Here is a 20,956-nt window from a genome sequence, read left to right on the forward strand (position 1 = left end):
CGGGCAGACCGGTCAGCAGCTGTCGGTGCCGACGCAGAGGCGGTTCACCACCCATCCGACGACGCGCCGGGCCTCGCGGGGCGTGGTCTGGTGGTCGACCCGCAGTTGAGCGACCAGGTCGCCCTGCCGCACCACGACCCAGCGGGCGGGCGTGCCGTCGATCTCGCCGCCCACGAGCACCGCGTCGTCGCCGCCGAGCGACTCGGCCAGGACGGAGAACGAGTCGTCCGGGTGCGCCGGCTCGCAGTCCGTGACCAACTGGCGGACCCGCTTCATGACGGTGGTGGCGGAGGTGCCCGAGTGCCGCGTCACCCGCTCGACGATCCAGTCGCTGGGCGAGTCGAACTGCACCGACCTGCTCGCCACCTGCCCGGTGTCCAGCGCCGGCGACTCGTTGTCGCAGTGGACGGTCGCGGACTCCAGGGACCAGTCGCCGTCCACCTTCGCCGGCGTCGTGAAGCCCTTCGGCAGATCGGCGAGCTGGAGCATCGCCGCCGCCGGGATCGTCCGGCTCGGCGGACGCCCGGTCGACCCGCCGGTCGTGCCGGACGGCCGTCCGATGGTGCGGTCCGGCGTCGGCGTCCCGCTCGCGGACGGCTCCGCGGACGGCGTGACGCTGCGCGTGGGCGCCGGCGTGCTGGGAACGACTGTGGCCGGAGGCACGGGTGGCGGTGCGACGTCGGGACGGGCCAGCGCCACCCCCGACGTGACGACACCCACCGCGACCGCGGCGGCCAGAGCGGCGGCGATCCGGGTACGCCTCGTCCGCTGCCGGCCGCGACGGCGCACCTGCTCCGTGGGGGCCCAGACGAGGTGCTCGGTGTCCCGGTACAGGTCCGAGAAGATCGGCTCAGGCATTGCGGATCTCCTCCGGCAGGGTCATGTCGAGCAGGGCGGCGAGGGCCTTGCGGCCCCGGGAGAGGCGAGCCTTGACCGTGCCGCTGGGTACGCCGGTCTGCGCGGCTATCTCCGCGACCGACAGGTCCGCCAGGTGATGGAGGACCACCGCCTGCCGCTGGTCCGCGGAGAGCTGCCGCAGCGCGGCGACCAGCGCCACCGTGTTCTCCGAAGGTGGCCGCACGGGCGGTGGTGGCCCGTGCCGCCGGTAGGCGACGACGCTGTTGCGGACCTTGCGCCACCGGTTGACCAGCAGGCGGTGCCCGACCGTACGCACCCACGCCTCCGGATCGTCGTACTCGCTCACCTGCGACCAGCGCTGCCAGGCCCGCGCGTACGCCTCCTGGGCGGCGTCCTGAGCCTCGGCCCGGTCGCCGCCGAGCGCGTACAGCACCGTCACCACGCGTTGTCTGCTGTTCCGGTAGAACTCCTCGAACCCACTGTCCGGATCCATGTCTCTCCCCGCTGCCGTCCCTGGGACTGACACCCACCGCCCCGGTCGCCGGTTGCCGGCCGTCGGTGATCCGACTCGTACCTCTCAGGGATGACGCGAGATCATCCTGGCGTCCGAGCAGCCGCTGGCCGGAGCCCGATACGGTCGGACCATGACCGATCAGCACCCGGCGCTGTCCCTCCGTGGTCTGGCCAAGCGCTTCGACACCAAGGTCGCGGTGGCGGGCGTCGACCTCGCCGTGCCGACCGGCTCGTTCTACGGCCTGCTCGGACCGAACGGAGCGGGCAAGACCACCACCCTCTCCATGGCCGTCGGCCTGCTGCGGCCCGACGCCGGTGAGGCGCGGGTGCTCGGGTACGACGTCTGGGCCGACCCGGTCCGCGCCAAGAGCCTGCTCGGCGTGATGCCGGACGGCGTACGCCTCTTCGACCGGCTGAGCGGGGCGGAGCTGCTGGCGTACCACGGTCTGCTGCGCGGCATGGACCCGGCGGTGGTCGACCAGCGGGCGGCGGAGCTGCTGGACGTGCTGGCGCTCTCCGACGCCGGCCGCACGCTGGTGGTCGACTACTCGGCGGGCATGAAGAAGAAGATCGGGCTGGCCTGCGCGCTGCTGCACGGTCCGCGCCTGCTGGTGCTGGACGAGCCGTTCGAGGCGGTCGACCCGGTCTCGGCGGCGCTGATCCGCGACATCCTGCACCGGTACGTCGGCGGCGGCGGCACGGTGATCTTCTCCAGCCACGTGATGGAGGTGGTCGAGCGGCTCTGCTCCCACGTGGCGATCCTGGCCGAGGGCCGGATCAAGCGGGTCGGCACGCTGGCCGAGGTGCGCGGCGACCGGTCGCTGGAGGACGTCTTCGTGGAGGTGGTCGGCGGCCGGACCGCGACCGGCGAGGAGCTGTCGTGGCTGTCCCGGTGACCGTCCCCGACCGTCCGGCCCGGCGGGTGTCGCCCTGGCACTTCGTCCGGCTCAAGCTGCGGGTGCTCGGCAACAACTTCCGGGGGCAGACCTGGCGGGTCGCGCTGTTCGTCCTCGGCCTGCTGTTCGGGCTCTGGTTCGCCGCCGTCGGGTTCTTCCTGCTGGCCGCGCCGGGGCTGGCCGGCGAGTCCCGGTACGCACTGATGATCGCCGCGTTCGGCGGTGGGCTGCTGACGCTCGGCTGGCTGCTCCTGCCGCTCGTCTTCTTCGGCGTGGACGAGACGCTCGACCCGGCCCGGTTCGCGCTGCTGCCGCTGTCCCGCCGCACCCTGGTCACCGGCCTGCTGGCCGCCGCCCTGGTCAGCGTGCCGGCCCTGGCGACGGCGATCACGGCGGCCGGGCTGGTGGTCACCGCCGGCGCGCTCGGCGGCTGGGCCGCCGCCCTGGCCGGCGCGCTGGGCGTGGTCCTCGGGCTGCTCGTCTGCCTGGCCGGTGCCCGCGCGATCACGAGCGCGTTCGCGACGATGCTGCGCTCCCGCCGGGTACGCGACCTGGCCGCCGTGCTGCTGGCGGTGCTGGCCGCCCTGCTCGGGCCGTTGCAGTTGCTGGTGCTCGCCGCGGTACGGCAGACCGACTGGGACCGGCTGGACGGCGTGGCCCGGGTGGTCGGCTGGACGCCGTTCGGCGCACCGTGGACCGCCGGTGTCGACGTGGCGGAGGGCCGCGCCGGCGCTGCCGTGGTGAAGCTGCTGATCGCGGTCGCGACGCTCGGCGTACTCCTGGTCTGGTGGTCGCGGTCGCTGGAGTCGGCGATGGTGGGCACCGCGAGCAGCGGCCCCGCGCGGACGCCGCGCGGCGTGGCCGGCGGCGCGGTCGCGCAGCTCTTCCCCCGCGCGGTGGGCTGGACCCGGCGGGACCGGTTCGGCGCGCTCGTCGCCCGCGAGTGCCGCTACTGGTGGCGGGACGCCCGTCGCCGGGCCAACCTGATCACCGTCGCCGTGGTCGGCGTGTTCGTGCCGCTGATGGTCAACCTGGGTGGCCCCGCGTTCCTGTCCGAGGGCGGCGCCGCGTTCGACCAAGCCACCGCCGACTCGTCGCCGGCGATGGTCAGCCTCACCATGGTCTTCGTCGGGGCGCTGGCGTCGTTGACGCTCGCCAACCAGTTCGGCTTCGACGGCAGCTCGTACGCCGCGAACCTGGTCGCCGGTGTGCCCGGGCGGGTGGAGCTGCGGGCCCGGATGGTCGCGTTCTCGATCTACGTGGTGCCGATGCTCGTCGTGATCGCGGTCGCGCTGGCGATCGTCCTCGGCCGGCCCGAATGGCTCGGCGTCATGGGCGGCGCGTTGTTCGCCGCGTACGGCTGCGGGCTGGCGATCAACGCGTTCGTCTCCGTGCTCGGCGCGTACTCGCTGCCCGAGTCGAGCAACCCGTTCGCCATGAACAGCGGCGCCGGATTCACCAAGGGGCTGCTCACCCTGGTCTCCATGGTCGGCTCGGCGGTGGTGGCGGTGCCGTTCGTGGTGGCCGCCGCGCTGCTCGGCGACGTGTGGCTCTGGCTGGCGCTGCCGGTCGGCCTGGCGTACGGCGGAGGCGCGGCACTGCTCGGCGCGTACATGGCGGGGGACACGCTCGACCACCGGCAGCCGGAGCTGCTGGCCGCTGTCACGCCGAGGCGCTGATGCCTGTCGTCGAAGCGGTCACCACGGTCCCGGTCCCGCCGGAGCTGGCGTTCGCCGTCTCCCAGACCACCGCCCCGGTGCGGTACCGCTGGGATCCGTTCGTCCGCGAGCAGCACTTCGTCGACGGCGCGACGCGGCCCGGCCGGGGCGTGCGCACGTACACCCGGTCCCGGCACGGCCTGGTCATGGTCAGCGAGTACGTCTCCTGGTCGCCGCCGACCAACGTCGGCATGAAGATGGTGCGCGGACCGTGGTTCTTCGAGCGGTTCGGCGGCGGCTGGCGGTTCGCGCCCGGCCCGGATCCCGGCACCACTGTCGCGACGTGGCGGTACAACTTCCGCTGCCGGCCGGCGTTCCTGCGCCCGATTGCCGAGCGGATCGGGGAGTGGTTGCTCGGGCGCGACATCCGCCGCCGGATCGCCGGGTACGCGGCCGGCTGCGCCGACCCGGAGGTGCTGGCCGCCGCCCGCCGCCTGCTCACCGACGACTGAGCCGCGCGTCCCGGGCTGCCGTCAGGCGGTGCGGCGCATCGCCGCGTAGACGTGGTGGCCGTCGCCGACGCTGGTCATGGTGACCAGCTCCCAGCCGTAGTTCGACAGGTGCTCCACCGCTTCCATCAGCGGCTGGAACGCCCTGCGGCCCCAGGTGTTGTTCGCCCTGACCAGCAGGTGCCGGTGTGGATAGGCACGCAGGTCGACCTGGCCGCCCAGGATGGCGTCGGCGGCGACGACCCGTTCCTGGGCGAGCTGCTGCGCGGGAATGAGAGCCATGCCCGGCAGGGTAGGGCGTTCCGTCGAACCTCGCGCGGGGACGGGCGGCACAATGTTTCACGTGAATCCAGAGCCGGGCGCGCAGATCCACTCCACCGATCCGTTCGCGGCGCCGGCCGCGCAACGCTCGCCGGTACGCCGGCTGCGCGGACGGCTGGCCGCCCCGGTGACGCTCTGGACCGCACCCGGTCCGGCCGGGCTGACCGTCTCCTCCACCCTCGTGGCCGAGGGCGAGCCGGACCGGCTGCTCGGCCTGGTCGACCCGGAGTCGGACCTGTGGGCGGCCGTCGAGGAGGCGGGGCGGTTCGCGGTGGCCCCGCTGGGCCCGCAGCACCGGCAGCTCGCCGACCGCTTCGCCGGCCTGTTCCCGTCGCCCGGCGGCCTGTTCGCGCTGGACGCCTGGACCGAGACGCCGTACGGCCCGGTGCCCGCGGACGCCGGCGGCTGGGCGGGCTGCCGCCTGGACACCGCCCGCGAGTACGGCTGGGGCCTGCTGGTCGAGGCCACCATCGAGTCGGTGGACCTCCCCCGGGACACACCCCCGTTGCTGCACTACCGAGGCCGCTACCACGACCTCCCCGGCTGACCCCCTCGCGCCGACGATCATGAAGTTGGCCGCGTTCGGCGTCCGATTTGTCGCCGTCAACCTCATGATCGACGAGGTCGGGGTGACCGGTTAGCGGAGTGATGTGGGTCACTGGGCGCAGTGGGGGTGCCGTTCGGCGCAGCCGTCCGCCGCCCGGCGGCGGAGCCTTCCCGGGTCGGGAGCGCGCTCTCTACCGTGCGCGAAACTCCCCCACGCCTGCGAAGGTGGTGATCCACAGATGTCCACGGACACACCCGCGTCCGCACCCGCCGAGTCGGCGGCGGAACGGTACCTAGCCGTCCAGCGGTCGGACGAGTTCGCCGGGTTGCGTCGCGCGCTGCGCGGCTTCGTCTTCCCGATGACCGTCGCGTTCTTCCTGTGGTACGCGCTCTACGTCATCCTCTCCGCGTACGCGCGGGGATTCATGGGCACGAAGCTGATCGGCAACATCAACGTCGCCCTGGTCTTCGGCCTGCTCCAGTTCGTCTCCACGTTCCTCATCGCCTGGCTCTACTCGCGGTTCGCCAGCCGCCGGATCGACCCGGTCGCCGACCGGATCCGCGACGAGATGGGGGAGGTGACCCATGAACACGGTCCTCGCGGCTGAGGCGGGCAGCACCACCGCCCGGAACCTCACCATCACGCTGTTCCTGGTCTTCGTGGCGATCACGCTGGCGATCACCGTCTGGGCCAGCCGGCAGACCAAGACCGCCACCGACTTCTACGCCGGCGGCCGGTCCTTCTCCGGCTTCCAGAACGGCATGGCGATCGGCGGCGACTACATGTCGGCGGCGTCCTTCCTGGGCATCGCCGGCATCATCGCGCTCTACGGCTACGACGGCTTCCTCTACTCGATCGGCTTCCTGGTCGCCTGGCTGGTGGCGCTGCTGCTCGTGGCCGAACTGCTGCGCAACTCCGGCCGGTACACGATGGCGGACGTCCTGGCGTTCCGGATGCGGCAGCGGCCGGTCCGGACCGCGGCGGCCGTCTCCACAATCACCGTGTCGATCTTCTACCTGCTGGCCCAGATGGTCGGCGCCGGCGCGCTCGTGGCCCTGCTACTCGGCATCAAGCCGGGCACCACGTTCCTCGGCATGGACGCCGACACCGCCAAGGTCGCCACCATCATCATGGTCGGCGCCCTGATGATCATCTACGTGACGGTCGGCGGCATGAAGGGCACCACGTACGTCCAGATCGTCAAGGCGTTCCTGCTGATGGGCGGCGCGCTGGCGATGACGCTGCTGGTGCTCGCCAAGTACAAGTTCAACCTGTCCTCGCTGCTCGGCGACGCGGCCAGCGCCTCGGGCAAGGGAGCGGCGTTCCTCGAACCCGGGCTGCGCTACGGCGTGGAGACACCCGGCGACGCGCTGAAGACGTTCTACAGCAAGATGGACCTGCTCTCGCTGGGCATCGCGCTGGTCCTCGGCACGGCCGGCCTGCCGCACATCCTGATCCGCTTCTACACCGTGCCGACCGCACGGGCGGCCCGTAAGAGCGTGCTCTGGGCGATCGGCATCATCGGCACGTTCTACCTGCTCACCCTGGCGCTCGGCTTCGGCGCTGCGGCGATCGTCGGCGGGTCGGAGATCACCGCGCAGGACAAGGCGGGCAACACCGCGGCACCACAGCTCGCCGAGAAGCTGGGGATTGACTTCCTCGGCGGGGACCTGGGCGGCGCGACACTGCTGGCGATCATCGCAGCGGTCGCGTTCGCCACGATCCTCGCCGTGGTCGCCGGCCTCACCCTGGCGTCGTCGTCCAGCCTGGCGCACGACTTCTACGCCAACGTGATGAAGAACGGGCAGGCGTCGGAACGGCAGGAGGTGAACGTCGCCCGGATCTCCGCGCTGGTTATCGGCGCGGTCTCGATCGTCCTGTCGATCTACGCGCAGAGCCTGAACGTGGCGTTCCTGGTCGCGCTGGCGTTCGCGGTCGCCGCGTCGGGCAACCTGCCGGCGATCCTCTACAGCCTGTTCTGGAAGCGGTTCAACACCTCGGGCGCGGTCTGGGCCATCTACGGCGGCCTGCTCGCCGCCGTGGTGCTCGTCTTCTTCTCGCCGGTCGTCTCCGGCGCGCCGACGGCGATGTTCCCCGACCACGACTGGCACTGGTTCCCGCTGTCGAACCCGGGCATCATCTCGATCCCGTTCGGCTTCCTGTGCGGCTGGCTCGGCACGATCCTGTCCAAGGAGAGCGACGAGGAGAAGTACGCGGAGCTGGAGGTGCGCTCGCTCACCGGAGCCGGCGCCCACTGAGCACCACCGTCGAGCGGGGCCCCTGCCTTACGCGGGGGCCCCGCCTCGCGTGTATAGGCTGGCCGCCATGAAGGTCGCTCCCCGCTTCGGTACCGGACACCGCATCCTCGTCACCGGCGGCGCCGGTTTCGTCCCGTCCCACCTGGTCGACCGGCTCGTCGAGCGCGGCTGCGACGTCGTGGTGCTGGACAACTTCGTCACCGGGTCCAAGGACAACGTGGCCCACCTGCTGGACAAGCCGACCTTCACGCTCGTCGAGGCGGACATCTCCGACGGCCTGCCGAACCACCCGGCGATGACCGAGCGGTTCGACGCGATCCTGCACATGGCGTCCCCGGCCAGCCCCACCGACTTCGAGAAGCTGCCGGTGGAGATCCTCCGGGTCGGCTCGGTGGCCACGCTGGCGCTGCTGGAGCGGGCCACCGACGACGGCGCCCGGTTCCTGATGGCCTCCACCTCGGAGGCGTACGGCGACCCGAAGGAGCACCCGCAGCGCGAGACGTACTGGGGCAACGTCAACCCGATCGGCATCCGCAGCGTCTACGACGAGGCGAAGCGCTTCTCCGAGGCGGCCACCATGGCCTACCACCGGAGCCGGGGCACCGACACCGCGATCGTACGGATCTTCAACACGTACGGTCCGCGGATGCGCCCGGACGACGGCCGGGCCATCCCGACGTTCATCTCCCAGGCGCTGCGCGGCGAGCCGATCACGGTGCACGGCACCGGCAACCAGACCCGCTCGATCTGCTACGTCGACGACCTGGTGCGCGGCATCCTGCTGCTGCTCGACTCGACCCAGACCGGCCCGATCAACTGCGGCACCGAGCACGAGATGTCGATGCGGCAACTGGCCGAGACGATCGTGTCACTCACCGGAAGCACGTCCGAGGTGAGCTACATCACTCGCGCCTCCGACGACCCGGAGATGCGCCGCCCGGACCTGACCCTCGCCCGCGAACTGCTCGGATACGAGCCGAGCGTCACGCCCGAAGACGGCCTCCGACGCACCATCGAGTACTTCCGCGGGCGGCTCGGGTACTGAACCCGACGGGAACGCGGCTGACACTGGCGCGCGTACGAGGGCGACGGTGGCCCGGCCGACCTACCCTCGGTTACATGTCAGCGACCTCGTCTGCCGGCGCCCCGATCCCCCGACACCTGAGCCGGGGCGCGGGTCGCGCCCAGGTTCCCGGCTCCGGCCGGGCCGCCACCGGGCGCGCCCGGCCCTCGGAGACCAGGTGGTACCCCGACCACGACGAGGCACCCCGCTCGGGCGGGCCCGGCGGCCCGGTGGGACCGACCGGTCCCGGTGGTCCGGGCGGCGGCGGTCCGGGCGGGTCCGGCCGGCGTGGTCCGCGGCCGCGCTGGGGGCGCATCGGCCTGGTGGCCGGCGTGGCGGTGCTGGTGCTGGCGCTGCTCGGCGGCCTCGGCGCCTGGTTCTACGCCCGCAACCTGGACGACGACCTGGCGCGCACCGACCCGTTCGCCGGGATCACCGGGGGGCGGCCGGTCAAGCAGGTCGACGGCGCGTTCAACATCCTGCTCGTGGGCAGTGACTCGCGGGATCCGGACGCCCCGGTCGACGGGAGCGGCAAGTGGCGCGCGGACACCGTGATCGTCATGCACATCCCGGCCGACCACAAGAGCGCCTACCTGGTCTCGGTGCCGCGTGACCTGTACGTGCCGATCCCGGAGAGCGCGGGCGCGTCGTGCGACTCCAGCTCGCGCAACAAGATCAACGCGGCGTTCGCGTTCGGCGGCCTGCCGCTCGCGGTGAAGACCGTGGAGTGCTTCACCGACGTACGGATCGACCACGTCATGGCCATCGACTTCGGCGGCTTCAAGGAGGTCACCGACGCGCTGGGCGGGGTGGACCTCAAGGTGGAGCGGACCATCACCTCGATCCACAAGCCGTACCGGACGTTCACCAAGGGCGTGAACCACATGAACGGCGCCGAGGCGCTGGACTGGGTCCGGCAGCGCAAGCAGTTCCCGGACGGCGACTTCGCCCGGATGCGGCACCAGCAGGAGTTCCTGAAGGCGCTGATGGACAAGGCGGCGAGCACCGGGACGCTCACCAACCCGAAGAAGCTGAACGACTTCCTCAAGGCGGTGACCGCCGCCGTCACGGTCGACCAGGGATTCTCGTTGACCGACATGGCAGTGCAGTTCCGCAGCCTGCGGGGCGAGAACCTCACGTTCGTCACCAGCCCGCACCTGGGCGGCCAGACCATCGACGGCCAGTCCGTGGTGGTCTCCGACCGGGAGAAGGCGCTGGCGATGTACAAGGCCATCGCCGCGGACCGGATGGCCGAGTGGATGCAGGCCAACCAGAAGGGTTCGGGCGACAACGCGGGCGGCTGACGCCGGCACGACATGACCGGTCTCGCGCTCTACGACCTCGCCACCACGGAGGCCAACCGCCGACCGGCTCCTTACCCCTGCCCGTTCGGCCACAACCCAAAGGTGTTGGCCGGTATTGACGGGAATTGCGCCCCTACGAGGTCGCGAGAACGGGAACAGATACGTAAAGTGGTCCCGCCCCCGATCACCGAGCTGGAGCACGCATGTCGGTCCAGACCAGCCGTCGCCCGCAGTCACCGGCACCCGGATCATCCGGGCGGGTCCCTCCGGTCATCCCCACACAGCCCGGTTCCGGCGGTCGCGGTCCCGGCGGTGGCAAGAAGAAGCGCACCAAGCGCAAGGACCCGCTCTGGGCGAAGCTCACGCTGGTGCTCGGCGCCGTGCTGATGGTGACCAGTGGTGTCGCGATCGTCGGCAGCAAGGCGGTCATCGGCCAGGCCACGGACAACATCGCCCAGCGCAACCTGCTCGGCGGGGCGGGCAAGAGCGAGGCCGAGGGCGGCAACAGCCTCGAAGGCCCGATCGACATGCTGCTGCTCGGTGTGGACGCCCGCGAGCGCTGGGCCGCCGATGACGTCCGGTCGGACACGATCATCATCCTGCACATCCCGGCCAGCCACGACCAGGCGTACCTGATCTCGATCCCCCGGGACACCGAGGCGCGTATCCCGGCGTTCGAGAAGAGCGGTTACAAGGGCGGCACCGACAAGATCAATGCGGCCTTCTTCCACGGCGCCCAGAACGGCGGCGGCTGGGAGGGCGGCGCCCAGCTGATGGCCAAGACGATCAAGTCGATGACCGGCATCGGCTTCGACGGCGCCGCGATCATCAACTTCGGCGGCTTCAAGAGCGTGATCGACGCGCTCGGCTCGGTGCGCATCTGCGTGAGCCACGAGGTCAAGTCGCACCACATGTCGTACGTCGACGGCAAGGCGATGTGGAACGCCGACGCGAAGAAGACCGGCAAGCCGTACAAGGCAGTGGTGCACAAGAAGGGCTGCCGGGAGATGGAGGGCTGGGAGGCGCTCGACTACTCCCGCCAGCGCTACGGCCTGCCGAACAGCGATTACGACCGGCAGCAGAACCAGCAGCAGCTGATCAAGGCGATGGCCAAGAAGGCCACCGAGGGCGGCATGCTGACCAACCCGCTGAAGCTCAACTCGCTGATGAAGGCCGCGGGCAAGGCGTTCGTCCTGGACACCGGCGGCGTGCCGATCGCCGACTTCATCTTCACGCTCAAGAACCTCAACGGGAACGACCTGGTCACGCTGCGGACCAACGGCGGCACCTTCGCCGGCAACGGCAACGGCCGGGAGACGTTCAACGAGACGACGATGGACATGTTCCAGGCGGTCAAGAGCGACAAGCTGGCCGACTTCGTGGTGAACAACCCGGACGTCCTGTCCACCCGTAAATGACCTGCTGACCTGCACGAAAGCGGTACCGGTCGGCCGATCCCCCCGTAGCCTGACGTGAGCGGGTCTCATGTCGCGGCTACGGGGGGATCGTCACGTCCAGACCAGCACGGAACCGACGCGGGCGGGGTGGACCCGCCCGCTGGGCCCGGTTCCTGCTCGGCGCCGGGCTCGTGCTGGTCCTGCTCGCCACGCTCGGCGTCGCCGGGCTGCACTGGCTCACCTCGCGCTACGACCGCACGGTGGCCAAGGAGCAACTGCTCGACCCGGCCGCCCGGAACAAGCGGACCGACCTGGACGGCGCGCTCAACTACCTGCTGATCGGCTCGGACCACCGGCCCGGTGCGAACCCGGAGGACCAGCGCTCCGACAGCATCCTGATCGTGCACGTGCCGGCCGGGATGCGGCAGGCGTACCTGATCTCCGTGCCGCGCGACCTGCTGGTGGCGCTCCCCGCGGCGCCCGGCTTCCCCGGCGGCCAGGACAAGGTCAACGCCGCGTACGAGCACGGCGGCGGCGGTGAGGGCGGTGCCCGGCTGCTCAGCACCACCCTGAGCCGGCTCACCGGGATCCGCTTCGACGGGGCGGCACTCGTCGACTTCTCCGGCTTCAAGCAGGTGATCGACCAGCTCGGCGGCATCCGGATGTGCGTGGACACGCCGGTGCGCTCGATCCACACCCGGCACCAGTTCGACGCCGGCTGCCAGCAGATGGACGGCGCGCGGACGCTCGACTACGTGCGGCAGCGCTACGACCTGCCCGGCGGCGACTACGACCGGCAGCGGCACCAGCAGCAGATGCTGCGGGCGGTGCTCGACCGGGCGGGCGAGACGCGGCTGCGCAGCGACCCGGTCAAGCTGGACCGGGTGCTCCGCGCGGCCGGCGGGGCGCTGACCGTCGACACCAACGGCGTACCCCTGGACGAGCTGTTGTTCGCGCTGCGCGGCCTGCCCGCGGACGCCCTGCGCGGGGTCCAGGTGCCCTCCTACCCGCAGACCATCGACGGCGTCTCGTACGTGGTGCTGGACAACGGCGGCGGCGGGCTGTTCACCGCGCTGCGCGACACGCGCGTGCCGGAATGGGCCGGCGCCAACCCGCGCTGGGTCAACCGGCTCTGAGCGACGAGGGCGACTAGGCTTGGTGACCGTGTTCGGAGCCTCACTACCCAGCGTCCCCGCGTCGGCCGTGCCCGACGACGTCTACCTGCTCGACGTCCGCGAGGACGACGAGTGGGCCGCCGGCCACGCGCCGGCCGCCCATCACCTGCCGATGACCGAGCTGCCCGCCCGGCTCGCCGAGATCCCGCAGGACCGCGACGTCGCGGTGATCTGCCGCTCGGGCGGACGTTCCGCCCAGGTGGTCGGTTACCTCATGCGCAACGGCTGGGACCAGGTGCGCAACGTCGACGGCGGGATGGGCGACTGGGCCGCCGCCGGCCGTCCGGTGGTCACCGACGACGGGCAGCCGGGCCGGGTCGCCTGAGTCGGTGACGCGGCCATGACCGTCCCCCTGGTCTTCGCCCATCGCGGCGCCTCGTACGACCTGCCGGAGCACACGCTCGCCGCCTACCTGCGCGCTCTCGACGAGGGCGCGGACGGGCTGGAGTGCGACGTCCGGCTGACCCGCGACGGGCACCTGGTCTGCGTGCACGACCGCCGGCTGGATCGCACCAGCAACGGCCGTGGGCTGGTCAGCGCGCGGACGCTCGCCGAGCTGGAGGCGCTCGACTTCGGCTCCTGGCACCGGGCCGCGACGCTCGCCGAGGACGACGCGCCGCTCGACGAGTCGCACACCCGGCTGCTCACGCTGGAGCGGCTGCTCGACGCGGTGCTGGCCGCCGGGCGCCCGGTCCGGCTGCTGATCGAGACCAAGCACCCGTCCCGCTATCGGGGCGAGGTCGAGCGCCGCCTGGTCGAGATGCTGCGCCGGTACGGGCTGGCCGAGCCCCGCCCGGGCCATCTCGTCCAGGTGACGGTGATGTCGTTCTCGCCGCTCGCCGTACGCCGGGTCCGGGAACTCGCCCCGGCGCTGCCCACGGTGCTGCTGCTGGAGGTGCTGCCGCGTCTGCTGCCGCTGGGCCGGCTGCCGTTCGGCGCCCGGATCGCCGGCCCTGGTGTGGATCTGGTCCGGACCCGCCCGCGGCTGGTCCCCGCGCTGCGCGCCGCCGGCAACGCGGTGTACGTCTGGACCGTCAACGAACCGGAGGACCTGGAACTCGTGCTGGAAGCGGGCGTGGACGGGGTGATCACGGACCGGCCGGCCCACGCGCTGGCCCGGTTGGGCCGGTGAGTCCCGTCGATCGGTACCGGGGACGGTCGACCGGCCGGGGGTGTCACGGACGCGGACGGCGCGGCACACTCGGGACATGCCGGAGCGAACCGACTACCCCGCCTTCATCGCCGGCCACACCGCAGTGATCAACATGATCAACTCGGGCGAGTCGGGTCTCGCCGTGCTCACCCGTCTGCTCCGCGAGGTCGAACCGTCGGTCGGCGCGGCCGGCCTGGTCTTCGTGGAGTTCACCCCGGCCGGGGGCCGGGTGATAGCGGCGACCGGCAGCGCCGAGTTCGTCCTCGGCCGCCCGCTGCCCGCCACCGATCCGGCCACCGTCTGCCTGCTCGCCGGCCCGCCGGTACGGGAGGTCCGGGTCGACGCGATCCCCGGTGCGCTCGCCGACGAGGTCGCCGGCCGGGGCCTCTGCCGGATGATCGTGGCGCGCGCCGAGATCGGCGGGCTCACCATCGGCAGCCTGCACGCGCTCTACCCGCTGGGCGAACCGCTGCAACCCTCGCAACGTGCCGTCATCGGCTACATCGCCGCCTGCATCGCCCACATGTACGGCGACCAGACCGGCCTGCCCGTACACGGGGACGGCCCGGTCGTGGCGGCGCTCGCCGACGGCCTCGCGGTGGTGGACCGGGACGGACGGGTCCGGCTCTGGAACCCGGCCGCGGTCGAGGTGACCGGCCGGCCGGCGGAGGAGGCGCTGAGCCGTCCGCTGCCGTTCCCGCTGCCGCCGCCCGGCCAGGTGCTCGACCACCGGCTGCCGGACGGCCGCTGGCTGCGGATCACCTCCGGCGAGCTGCCCGGCCCGAACGCGCTGCGGGTGGTCAGCTTCCGCGACACCACCGACCAGCAGCGGCGCGACCACGACCGGGACCTGTTCGTCGCGGTGACCAGCCACGAGCTGCGTACCCCGGTCACCGTGATCAAGGGGTACGCGGACACGCTCACCGACCACTGGGACTCGCTGAGCGACGGCGACCGGAGGCAGGCCGCCCGGATCATCGGCCAGCGCGCCAACGAACTGGCCCGCCTGGTGGACCGGCTGCTGACCGCCGCCACGGAGAACCGCCCCGGCGGTGAACCGGCCGCGCCGTTCGACCTGGTCGACGCGCTGCGGTCGGCGGTGGCCGACCTGCCGGCCGACGTCCGGCACCGGGTCGTGCTCGACCTGCCCGCCGACCTGCCCAAGGCGCTCGGCGACCGGCACAGCCTCGCCACGGTGCTCACCGAGCTGGGCACCAACGCCGGGAAGTATTCGCTGCCGGACACGCCGATCGAGATCACCGCCGAGGCGAACGAGCGGACCGTCTCGTTCCGGGTGGCCGACCGGGGCATCGGCATCCGGCCGGAGCACGTGGAGCGGGCCTTCGACCGGTTCTGGCAGGGCGAGTCCGGCGACCGCCGCCGGTATCCCGGCGCGGGGCTCGGTCTCTATCTCGTCCGCCAGATCGTTGAACAGCAGAATGGATGGGTATCCCTCCGGCCCAGAGCCGGTGGCGGTACGGTCGCAGAGGTGCGGCTGCCCCGGGGTTGACCGGGGCGCTCACGGGCGGGGAAGGAACGACGTGTCGACTGGTCCGGCCGAACGGTCGTGGTGCGTGGTGGTGCCCCACGACGCCACCGGCGCGCGCCTGGCCCGGCACCGGCTCGCCGACGAGCTGGCCGGTGTCGTACCCCCGGTCCTGGTGGCCGACCTGGTCGCGGTCCTCGCCGAACTGGTCGGCAACGCGGTCCGGCACGCCGACGCGCTGCCCGGCGGCGTCGTCCGGGTCGCCTGGCGGCTGCGGACGACCGAGCAGGGGCCGAGTGTCGAACTCCGGGTCACCGACGGCGGTGCCGGCGCCGGCCCGTGCATGCGTACCGCCTCGCCGGACGCGGCGGACGGGCGAGGGCTGCACATCGTCGCCGGGCTGGCCAGCGGCTGGGGCGTGGAGCGCGACGGCCTGGGCCAGAGTGTGTGGGCCCGGTTCGACCCGGTCCCGGTGCAGCGGACGGATCTGGTCGCCGCCGGCTGACCGACGCGGCGGGCGGGTCCGGCACCCACCGCCGAGACCCGGCATCTAGGCTGTCTCGCCATGGGCGAGCGGAGCGGAGCGGGCGCATGAGCAAGCGTCGGAAGAACCAGCGGGCCGGTGAGGCCACCCCGAAGCGGGAGAAGGTGCGCGACGTCTTCGTGCCCCGGCCGTTCGAGGGCCTCGCCGACGAGCCGGAGTGGATCGCCCTGCGCGAGCTGGTCCCGGCCGCCTCCGCGCCGCTGCGGCTGACCCCGGAACTGATCGAGGAGTACGGCGACCGGCCGGTCACGCTGGCCACCGTGCTGCCGATGGCCGCCCCGGCGATGACCAAGCCGGACGGGCGGGTCTTCATCGGCCTGCAACGGCACCAGCAGTCCGGCGACGTCTCCCGTGACCTGGCCGACGCGCTGATCTCCGCGCTGCGGACCGAGCCGGGCGGCCAGGTGAGCGTGCCGCCGCTGCCCGGGCCGGGCCCCCGCCTCCAGGACATCCTGGTGGACGGCCCGCTGGAGATCAGCATGCACGAGGGGTTCGACTTCTGGCTCGACCCGGGCGCCGCCGACGACCCGAACGTCCAGGCGTCTCTGGAGCGGGCCAACTCGGCGATCTACCCGACCGTGAAGCTGGCCGCGGCGCGGGCCGCCTACTGGTGCCAGGTGCCGGAGAAGGCCCACGTGCGCCTGGTCCTGCCGGAGGACGAGGACACCGCGCTGGACGCGCTGTCCCGGCTCGCCGCCGCGGGCGCGCTGACGCTCGGCGACGACACGAAGTTCGCGGGCATGTTCCGGGCCCACGGGCGCCTCGCGCCGGTGTGGGACCTGCCGGAGGACACCCCGGCCGCCGAGTGGGAGGCGCCGGTGGCGGAGTTCGCCAAGCGCTACGCCGAGGCGGTCGCGGAGCGGGAGCCGCTCGACGCGGCCGGCCGCCGGGCCCGCCAGGGCCTGCTCGGCCGCCAGCTGACGCTGCGCTGACGTCTCCGGGTCAGGCGGCCCCGCCCTTCTCCCGCACCAGCGGGCAGGACATGCAGCGCGGGCCGCCCCGCCCGGAGCCCAGCTCCGACCCGGCGATGGCGATCACCTCGATGCCGGCCCGTTCCAGTTGCGCGTTGGTCTCCACGTTGCGCTCGTACCCGACGCAGAGCCGGGGCGCGAGCGCGAGCGTGTTGTTGCCGTCGTCCCACTGCTCGCGTTCGGCGGTGACCGGGTCGAGGCCGGTGTCGATCACCCGGAGTTGGTCGAGGTCCATCGCGTCGGCGGCGGCCCGCAGGAACGGCGCCGGGCCGTCGACCCGCAGGTCGTCGCCGTCCGCGCCGGCGATGACCGTGTACGCGGACAGCTGGTCGGCGACGTTCGCGTACATCAGGACGGCGTCGACGTCGACCATGGTGCAGATCGTGTCCAGGTGCATGGTGGCGCGCTCCTGGGCGATCGGAACCACCAGGATGGTGTGCGCCAGCCCGGCCGCGAACACCTGCCGGGCCAGCCGTTCCGCGCCGGCCGGGGTGGTGCGCTCGCCGACGCCGACGGCGAGCACCCCGGGCGCGAGCAGCAGCACGTCGCCGCCCTCCAGGTGCTCCAGCCGGGGGTGGTAGACGAACTCGGTCCCGACGAAGCGCGGGTGGAAGCGGTAGATCGCGTCGGTGAGCGTGGTCTCCCGCCGTCGGGCCGGCATGGCCAGGCTGGTCACTCCGACCCGGTCGCCGATCCAGACCGACGAGTCGCGGGTGAACAGCAAATTGGGCAGCGGGTCGATGACGAAGTCGTGCCGGTCCATGAGCGTCCAGACCAGACCGCCGGGGCGGTCGGCGCCGATCCGCAGTTCCTCGTGGGCGAGCCCGGCGGTGAGCACGTCGGCCAGCCCGGCCGGGTCGAGGTACGCCAGATGGTCGGCGACCCGGCGCCGCAGGGTGTGGCCGAGCCGGCGGGACCGCAGCACCTGGTCGGTCAGCTCGGCCCGGGCGTCCGCCACGGCGAGCGTCTCGACCAGCAGGTCGGCCAGGTAGAGCACCTCGACCCCGCGGGACCGCAGCGCCGCCGCGAACGCGTCGTGCTCCTCCTGCGCGCGTCCCACCCATGGGATAGCGTCGAACAGGAGACTGTCGTTGTTCCGCGGGGTGAGGCGGGCCAGTTCCGGTCCCGGGCGGTGCAGCAGCACCGTCCCGAGCCGGGCGACTTCGCTGTCCACATAGTGGGTCACTCCCGCAGCCTAGGGCAGGCTTGCGCACCATCCGGAAAAGAAGTGTGAATGAATATGGCATTCATCCACACTCACTCCGGCGGTCCAACTTGCCGAGCCCCCGGGGGCGCAACGTAGGGTAGTGGAGACATAACTTCGAGAGACCTTTTGCCGGAGGTCGCGATGACTGTCTTTCCCGCTCGTCGAGCCGTACCGAGCAGGGCACTGCCGCCCCGCACGGTGCCGCACTCCCGGGTCGAGCCCACCTCGGTGCTCGAGCCGGCCCGACCGACTCCATTGGAGTGGGCCCGGCGTCGCCGGGCGGAGCGGGGGGCCCGCCGGTTGGAAGCGGCAGGGGCCCGCGCCCTGGGCCAGCTCGATCACCTCGGTCCCGCCTGGCACGTCATCGAGTGGCCCCGGACGGACCCGGCGGACATGCTGCTCGACCGCGGCCGCGACGACCGGGCCGGGTTCCTGGCCATCGGCCCGAGCGGTCTGTTCGCGGTCACCATCGCCGACCACGGCCGGGCCCGGGTGCTCGTGGCCGGAGACGTGGTCCAGATCAACGGCAAACGCCCGCCGTACGTGGCGGAGGCGCGCCGGGACGCCAAGCGGGCCAGCAAGGCCCTCTCCGACGCGGTCGGCCTGCCGATCCCGGTGACCCCGGTGCTGACGTTCGTCGGCTCCGGGGTGATCAGCGTCTACGGCCTGCCGAAGGACTGCCTCATGGCCACCCACCGCGAGCTGGACCGCCTGCTCGTGGCCGGCGGGAACCGGATCAGTCCGGCCACCGCCGAGAAGCTCTCCCGCGTCGCGCAGGCGCCGGCCACGTGGTTCAACGGCACGTACCGTCCAACCGCCGACTACCGGTGGTATGACGAGGGCCGAACGGCCGCTGACAAGCGAGCCGCCCACCGGTAACGTCTCCGGCGACGCCACGCGGCCCACGGCACCGCCCCCGACTGGTTCCGTCGGTCCGCGCCGTCGCCGGCCGCCCGGCAGCCGATGCTTCCGCCGCACCGACCGGCTAGCGTGGACAGACCGTCGGTGTACATAGGAGGCGCGGTGGCCCACGTCGAACTCTCACTCTCGGAAGTGTTCGCGCCCGCGGCATCCACCGAGCAGGAGTCCGACAACTTCGGGCAGTGGTCCGGCATGGTCTCCCGGGCCGCCGAACCGTGCCTGCTGATCGACGAGGGCACCACCGTCGTGGCGATCTCCTCGTCCGGCTGTGACCTGCTCTGCCTGGGCGCCCCGGAGGACGTGATCGGCCTGCCGCTGCTGGAGGGCGGCCTGCGCCTGGTCGACTTCACGGCGAGCCCGAGCGAGCTGACCGAGCAGGAGACCGACAAGATCCCGCCGCTGCTCGCGCTGCACTCCGGGCGGCTCGCCCGCGGCCTGCTGCGGGTGCAGGGGCCCGGCTCCGACGCGGGCCGCACGGTCGACGCCATCTCCACGCCGGTGCTGACCGACGGCGCGGTGGCCGGCTCGCTCACCTTCCTCTCCGCGGTCTGACCCCCTCGCGGTCCGACCGGCGCGCTTCACCCCGGGCCGGTCCTGCTCCTACGATGGCCTCGGTCCCACCACACGACGACACCCCTCGATGCCCGAGGACGCCCCCGTGCCCCGCACCCCACACCCCCGACGCCGCCACCGCCCGCTGGCGCTGCTGACGCTGCTCGCCCTCGCCGCCTGCGGCACCCCGCCGGAGCTGCGCGCGCCACCCGCCGCCGCCACGCCCGTCCCGGTCCCGTCCACGTCCGCCACGCCCAGCCCGAGCGCCACCCCGACCCCATCGGCGCCGGTCCTCCCGCCCACGCCCTCGCCGTCCGCGCCGTCCTCGGCGGCGCCCTGCCGGGGGCGACCGTCCGGCGACCGGATCGTCGCGCTCCTGCGCGGCTCGGCAGGCGTGCTGCCCCGCGACGTCAAGGTGACGGTGGCGACCGGTCCGCTCTGCGCCGAGGGCTGGCAGTACACCGTGCTGACCGTCACCGGGCACGAGGAGTTGCAGGTGGTCACGCGCGGCGAGACCGGCACGCCGAGGCTGGTCACCGCCGGCACGGACGTGTGCGGCGTCGAGGTACGGACCGTGGCGCCGGCCGGCATCCGTACCCTGGCCTGCGACGGCACGCCGGGTGCGTAGGCTGGTCGGCATGCCGGGAACACCGCCGACCCGCTTCGTCTACCTGGGCCCCGAGGGCACCTTCGCCGAGCAGGCCCTGCGTACGGTGCCCGCCGCCGAGCGCGGGGACCGCACGCCGGCCCGCAGCGTCGGTGAGGCGCTCGACGCGGTACGCGCCGGGGAGGCGGACGCGGCGCTGGTGCCGCTGGAGAACTCCATCGGCGGCGCGGTCGGGGTGACGCTCGACGAACTGGTCGAGGGCGACCCGCTGGTGATCACCCGCGAGGTCGTCCTGCCGGTGGAGTTCGTGCTGGCCGCCCGCGCCGGCACCACACTGTCCGACGTCCGCTCCGTCGCGGCCCACCCGCAGGCGTCCACCCAGTGCCGGGGCTGGCTGCGGGAGCACCTGCCCGACGCCACAGTGGTCGACGTGCTCTCCAACGGCGCGGCCGCGGCCGGTGCGGCGAGCGGCGAGTACGACGCCGCCATCTGCGCCCCGATCGGCGCGACCCGGCACCGGCTCGCGGTGCTGGCCGACAAGATCGCCGACCACCCGGACGCGGTGACCCGGTTCGCGCTCGTGTCCCGCCCCGGGCCGCCCCCGCCGCCCACCGGCGACGACCTCACCTCGCTCGCGGTGTGCCTGGCCCACGACCGGGTGGGAGCGCTGCTGGCGGTGCTGATGGAACTGGCGGTGCGCGGCGTGAACATGACCCGGATCGAGTCCCGCCCGACCGGCGAGGCGCTCGGCCGCTACGTGTTCTTCCTGGACTGCGCCGGACACGTCGCCGACGTACGCCTCGGTGAGGCGTTGCAGGGGCTGCGCCGGGTCTGCGCCGACGTGCGGTTCCTGGGGTCGTACCCCCGGCACCGCTGGAGCACGGCGGCGGGTGACCAGCAGACGCCGGTGCCGCCCGGGCTCACCGACGCCGACTACGCCGACGCGGCGGCCTGGGTGGCCCGGCTGCGGGCCGGCGAGCTGAGCTGACCGGCCCGGGGCGACCTCGGCGGACGCC

General features: G+C 72.7%; 23 protein-coding genes. 19 read left to right on the top strand and 4 right to left on the bottom strand.

What is annotated here, in order from left to right:
• Positions 1-12: 12 nt before the first annotated feature.
• Entirely contained in the window at positions 13-858 is an 846-nt protein-coding gene (locus M8C11_RS19395) for a hypothetical protein (RefSeq protein WP_252451767.1), read from the bottom strand.
• Positions 851-1,351, bottom strand: a complete 501-nt coding sequence (locus M8C11_RS19400; RefSeq protein WP_187690268.1) for a SigE family RNA polymerase sigma factor — start codon at positions 1,349-1,351, stop codon at positions 851-853. Before M8C11_RS19400 ends, M8C11_RS19395 begins: the two co-directional genes overlap by 8 nt.
• A 151-nt stretch (positions 1,352-1,502) precedes the next feature.
• On the opposite strand from M8C11_RS19400, the gene M8C11_RS19405 reads away from it, so the two are divergent.
• The 3 genes from M8C11_RS19405 to M8C11_RS19415 are packed head-to-tail and all read left to right on the top strand — an operon-like array spanning position 1,503 to position 4,437.
• Positions 1,503-2,267, top strand: coding sequence for an ABC transporter ATP-binding protein (locus M8C11_RS19405; protein WP_013289292.1), 765 nt, complete (start codon positions 1,503-1,505; stop codon positions 2,265-2,267).
• The gene (locus M8C11_RS19410) at positions 2,252-3,946 is read left to right on the top strand and encodes an ABC transporter permease (protein ID WP_252451770.1); all 1,695 of its coding nucleotides are present in this window, start codon (positions 2,252-2,254) and stop codon (positions 3,944-3,946) included. Before M8C11_RS19405 ends, M8C11_RS19410 begins: the two co-directional genes overlap by 16 nt.
• Positions 3,946-4,437, top strand: a complete 492-nt coding sequence (locus M8C11_RS19415) for an SRPBCC family protein (protein WP_252451773.1) — start codon at positions 3,946-3,948, stop codon at positions 4,435-4,437. The genes M8C11_RS19410 and M8C11_RS19415 overlap by 1 nt, the downstream gene beginning before the upstream one ends.
• A 21-nt stretch (positions 4,438-4,458) precedes the next feature.
• On the opposite strand, the gene M8C11_RS19420 is transcribed toward M8C11_RS19415, so the two are convergent.
• Positions 4,459-4,716 carry a hypothetical protein gene (locus M8C11_RS19420; RefSeq protein ID WP_252451776.1) on the bottom strand — a complete coding sequence of 86 codons (258 nt, stop codon included), beginning with the start codon at positions 4,714-4,716 and terminating at the stop codon, positions 4,459-4,461.
• Here M8C11_RS19420 and M8C11_RS19425 point away from each other — a divergent pair.
• The 12 genes from M8C11_RS19425 (at position 4,706) to M8C11_RS19480 (ending at position 16,614) form a co-directional block, all read left to right on the top strand.
• Positions 4,706-5,302, top strand: coding sequence for a flavin reductase family protein (locus tag M8C11_RS19425; RefSeq protein WP_308212757.1), 597 nt, complete (start codon positions 4,706-4,708; stop codon positions 5,300-5,302). The two genes, M8C11_RS19420 and M8C11_RS19425, sit on opposite strands and share 11 nt — an antisense overlap.
• A 238-nt stretch (positions 5,303-5,540) precedes the next feature.
• Complete coding sequence (locus M8C11_RS19430) at positions 5,541-5,909, top strand: DUF485 domain-containing protein (protein ID WP_252451779.1); 369 nt, start codon at positions 5,541-5,543, stop codon at positions 5,907-5,909.
• A complete protein-coding gene (locus M8C11_RS19435) occupies positions 5,887-7,560 on the top strand; it encodes a cation acetate symporter (RefSeq protein WP_252451781.1) in 1,674 nt (557 codons plus the stop codon). The genes M8C11_RS19430 and M8C11_RS19435 overlap by 23 nt, the downstream gene beginning before the upstream one ends.
• Before the next feature lie 67 nt (positions 7,561-7,627).
• Positions 7,628-8,605: an NAD-dependent epimerase/dehydratase family protein gene (locus M8C11_RS19440; RefSeq protein WP_120572581.1), complete on the top strand. Its 978-nt coding sequence runs from the start codon at positions 7,628-7,630 to the stop codon at positions 8,603-8,605.
• A 74-nt stretch (positions 8,606-8,679) separates the two neighbouring features.
• On the top strand, positions 8,680-9,927 hold the full coding sequence (locus M8C11_RS19445; RefSeq protein ID WP_252451783.1) for an LCP family protein: 1,248 nt from the start codon (positions 8,680-8,682) through the stop codon (positions 9,925-9,927).
• 203 nt (positions 9,928-10,130) lie between these two features.
• The gene (locus M8C11_RS19450) at positions 10,131-11,345 is read left to right on the top strand and encodes an LCP family protein (protein ID WP_120572579.1); all 1,215 of its coding nucleotides are present in this window, start codon (positions 10,131-10,133) and stop codon (positions 11,343-11,345) included.
• Between the two features lie 179 nt (positions 11,346-11,524).
• A complete protein-coding gene (locus M8C11_RS19455) occupies positions 11,525-12,460 on the top strand; it encodes an LCP family protein (RefSeq protein WP_052166194.1) in 936 nt (311 codons plus the stop codon).
• A 28-nt stretch (positions 12,461-12,488) separates the two neighbouring features.
• Positions 12,489-12,824, top strand: a complete 336-nt coding sequence (locus tag M8C11_RS19460) for a rhodanese-like domain-containing protein (protein ID WP_026268379.1) — start codon at positions 12,489-12,491, stop codon at positions 12,822-12,824.
• Between the two features lie 15 nt (positions 12,825-12,839).
• The gene (locus M8C11_RS19465; RefSeq protein ID WP_252451785.1) at positions 12,840-13,631 is read left to right on the top strand and encodes a glycerophosphodiester phosphodiesterase family protein; all 792 of its coding nucleotides are present in this window, start codon (positions 12,840-12,842) and stop codon (positions 13,629-13,631) included.
• Between the two features lie 76 nt (positions 13,632-13,707).
• On the top strand, positions 13,708-15,162 hold the full coding sequence (locus tag M8C11_RS19470) for an ATP-binding protein (protein WP_252451787.1): 1,455 nt from the start codon (positions 13,708-13,710) through the stop codon (positions 15,160-15,162).
• A gap of 31 nt (positions 15,163-15,193) precedes the next feature.
• Entirely contained in the window at positions 15,194-15,643 is a 450-nt protein-coding gene (locus M8C11_RS19475) for an ATP-binding protein (RefSeq protein ID WP_252451789.1), read from the top strand.
• Positions 15,644-15,729: 86 nt separating this feature from the next.
• A complete protein-coding gene (locus tag M8C11_RS19480; protein WP_252451791.1) occupies positions 15,730-16,614 on the top strand; it encodes a DUF5926 family protein in 885 nt (294 codons plus the stop codon).
• 10 nt (positions 16,615-16,624) lie between these two features.
• Here the strand turns inward: M8C11_RS19480 and M8C11_RS19485 are convergent, their stop codons facing one another.
• The gene (locus M8C11_RS19485) at positions 16,625-17,839 is read right to left on the bottom strand and encodes an arginine deiminase (protein WP_120572574.1); all 1,215 of its coding nucleotides are present in this window, start codon (positions 17,837-17,839) and stop codon (positions 16,625-16,627) included.
• Positions 17,840-18,001: 162 nt separating this feature from the next.
• Here M8C11_RS19485 and M8C11_RS19490 point away from each other — a divergent pair, with 162 nt between their 5' ends.
• The 4 genes from M8C11_RS19490 to pheA all read left to right on the top strand — a co-directional run bounded on the left by M8C11_RS19490 (position 18,002) and on the right by pheA (position 20,928).
• Positions 18,002-18,739: a hypothetical protein gene (locus M8C11_RS19490; RefSeq protein WP_120572573.1), complete on the top strand. Its 738-nt coding sequence runs from the start codon at positions 18,002-18,004 to the stop codon at positions 18,737-18,739.
• Positions 18,740-18,883: 144 nt separating this feature from the next.
• Positions 18,884-19,333 (top strand): hypothetical protein, encoded by a 450-nt coding sequence (locus M8C11_RS19495; protein WP_120572572.1) that lies wholly within the window; start codon positions 18,884-18,886, stop codon positions 19,331-19,333.
• An 88-nt stretch (positions 19,334-19,421) separates the two neighbouring features.
• Complete coding sequence (locus M8C11_RS19500; protein WP_252451793.1) at positions 19,422-19,961, top strand: hypothetical protein; 540 nt, start codon at positions 19,422-19,424, stop codon at positions 19,959-19,961.
• A gap of 10 nt (positions 19,962-19,971) precedes the next feature.
• Positions 19,972-20,928, top strand: coding sequence for a prephenate dehydratase (gene pheA / locus M8C11_RS19505; protein WP_120574083.1), 957 nt, complete (start codon positions 19,972-19,974; stop codon positions 20,926-20,928).
• Positions 20,929-20,956 lie beyond the last annotated feature (28 nt).

Origin of the sequence: Micromonospora sp. CPM1 (assembly GCF_023896895.1) — a bacterium.
In the GTDB taxonomy this organism is placed as follows: Bacteria; Actinomycetota; Actinomycetes; order Mycobacteriales; family Micromonosporaceae; genus Micromonospora; species Micromonospora tulbaghiae.

Bases quoted from the DNA above. Each gene is read 5' to 3' on its own strand.
- M8C11_RS19395 (WP_252451767.1), bottom strand. From the start codon at position 858: ATGCCTGAGCCGATCTTCTCGGACCTGTACCGGGACACCGAGCACCTC.
- M8C11_RS19400 (WP_187690268.1), bottom strand. From the start codon at position 1,351: ATGGATCCGGACAGTGGGTTCGAGGAGTTCTACCGGAACAGCAGACAA.
- M8C11_RS19405 (WP_013289292.1), top strand. From the start codon at position 1,503: ATGACCGATCAGCACCCGGCGCTGTCCCTCCGTGGTCTGGCCAAGCGC.
- M8C11_RS19415 (WP_252451773.1), top strand. From the start codon at position 3,946: ATGCCTGTCGTCGAAGCGGTCACCACGGTCCCGGTCCCGCCGGAGCTG.
- M8C11_RS19425 (WP_308212757.1), top strand. From the start codon at position 4,706: ATGAGAGCCATGCCCGGCAGGGTAGGGCGTTCCGTCGAACCTCGCGCG.
- M8C11_RS19420 (WP_252451776.1), bottom strand. From the start codon at position 4,716: ATGGCTCTCATTCCCGCGCAGCAGCTCGCCCAGGAACGGGTCGTCGCC.
- M8C11_RS19430 (WP_252451779.1), top strand. From the start codon at position 5,541: ATGTCCACGGACACACCCGCGTCCGCACCCGCCGAGTCGGCGGCGGAA.
- M8C11_RS19435 (WP_252451781.1), top strand. From the start codon at position 5,887: ATGAACACGGTCCTCGCGGCTGAGGCGGGCAGCACCACCGCCCGGAAC.
- M8C11_RS19440 (WP_120572581.1), top strand. From the start codon at position 7,628: ATGAAGGTCGCTCCCCGCTTCGGTACCGGACACCGCATCCTCGTCACC.
- M8C11_RS19445 (WP_252451783.1), top strand. From the start codon at position 8,680: ATGTCAGCGACCTCGTCTGCCGGCGCCCCGATCCCCCGACACCTGAGC.
- M8C11_RS19450 (WP_120572579.1), top strand. From the start codon at position 10,131: ATGTCGGTCCAGACCAGCCGTCGCCCGCAGTCACCGGCACCCGGATCA.
- M8C11_RS19465 (WP_252451785.1), top strand. From the start codon at position 12,840: ATGACCGTCCCCCTGGTCTTCGCCCATCGCGGCGCCTCGTACGACCTG.
- M8C11_RS19470 (WP_252451787.1), top strand. From the start codon at position 13,708: ATGCCGGAGCGAACCGACTACCCCGCCTTCATCGCCGGCCACACCGCA.
- M8C11_RS19480 (WP_252451791.1), top strand. From the start codon at position 15,730: ATGAGCAAGCGTCGGAAGAACCAGCGGGCCGGTGAGGCCACCCCGAAG.
- M8C11_RS19490 (WP_120572573.1), top strand. From the start codon at position 18,002: ATGACTGTCTTTCCCGCTCGTCGAGCCGTACCGAGCAGGGCACTGCCG.
- M8C11_RS19500 (WP_252451793.1), top strand. From the start codon at position 19,422: ATGCCCGAGGACGCCCCCGTGCCCCGCACCCCACACCCCCGACGCCGC.
- pheA (WP_120574083.1), top strand. From the start codon at position 19,972: ATGCCGGGAACACCGCCGACCCGCTTCGTCTACCTGGGCCCCGAGGGC.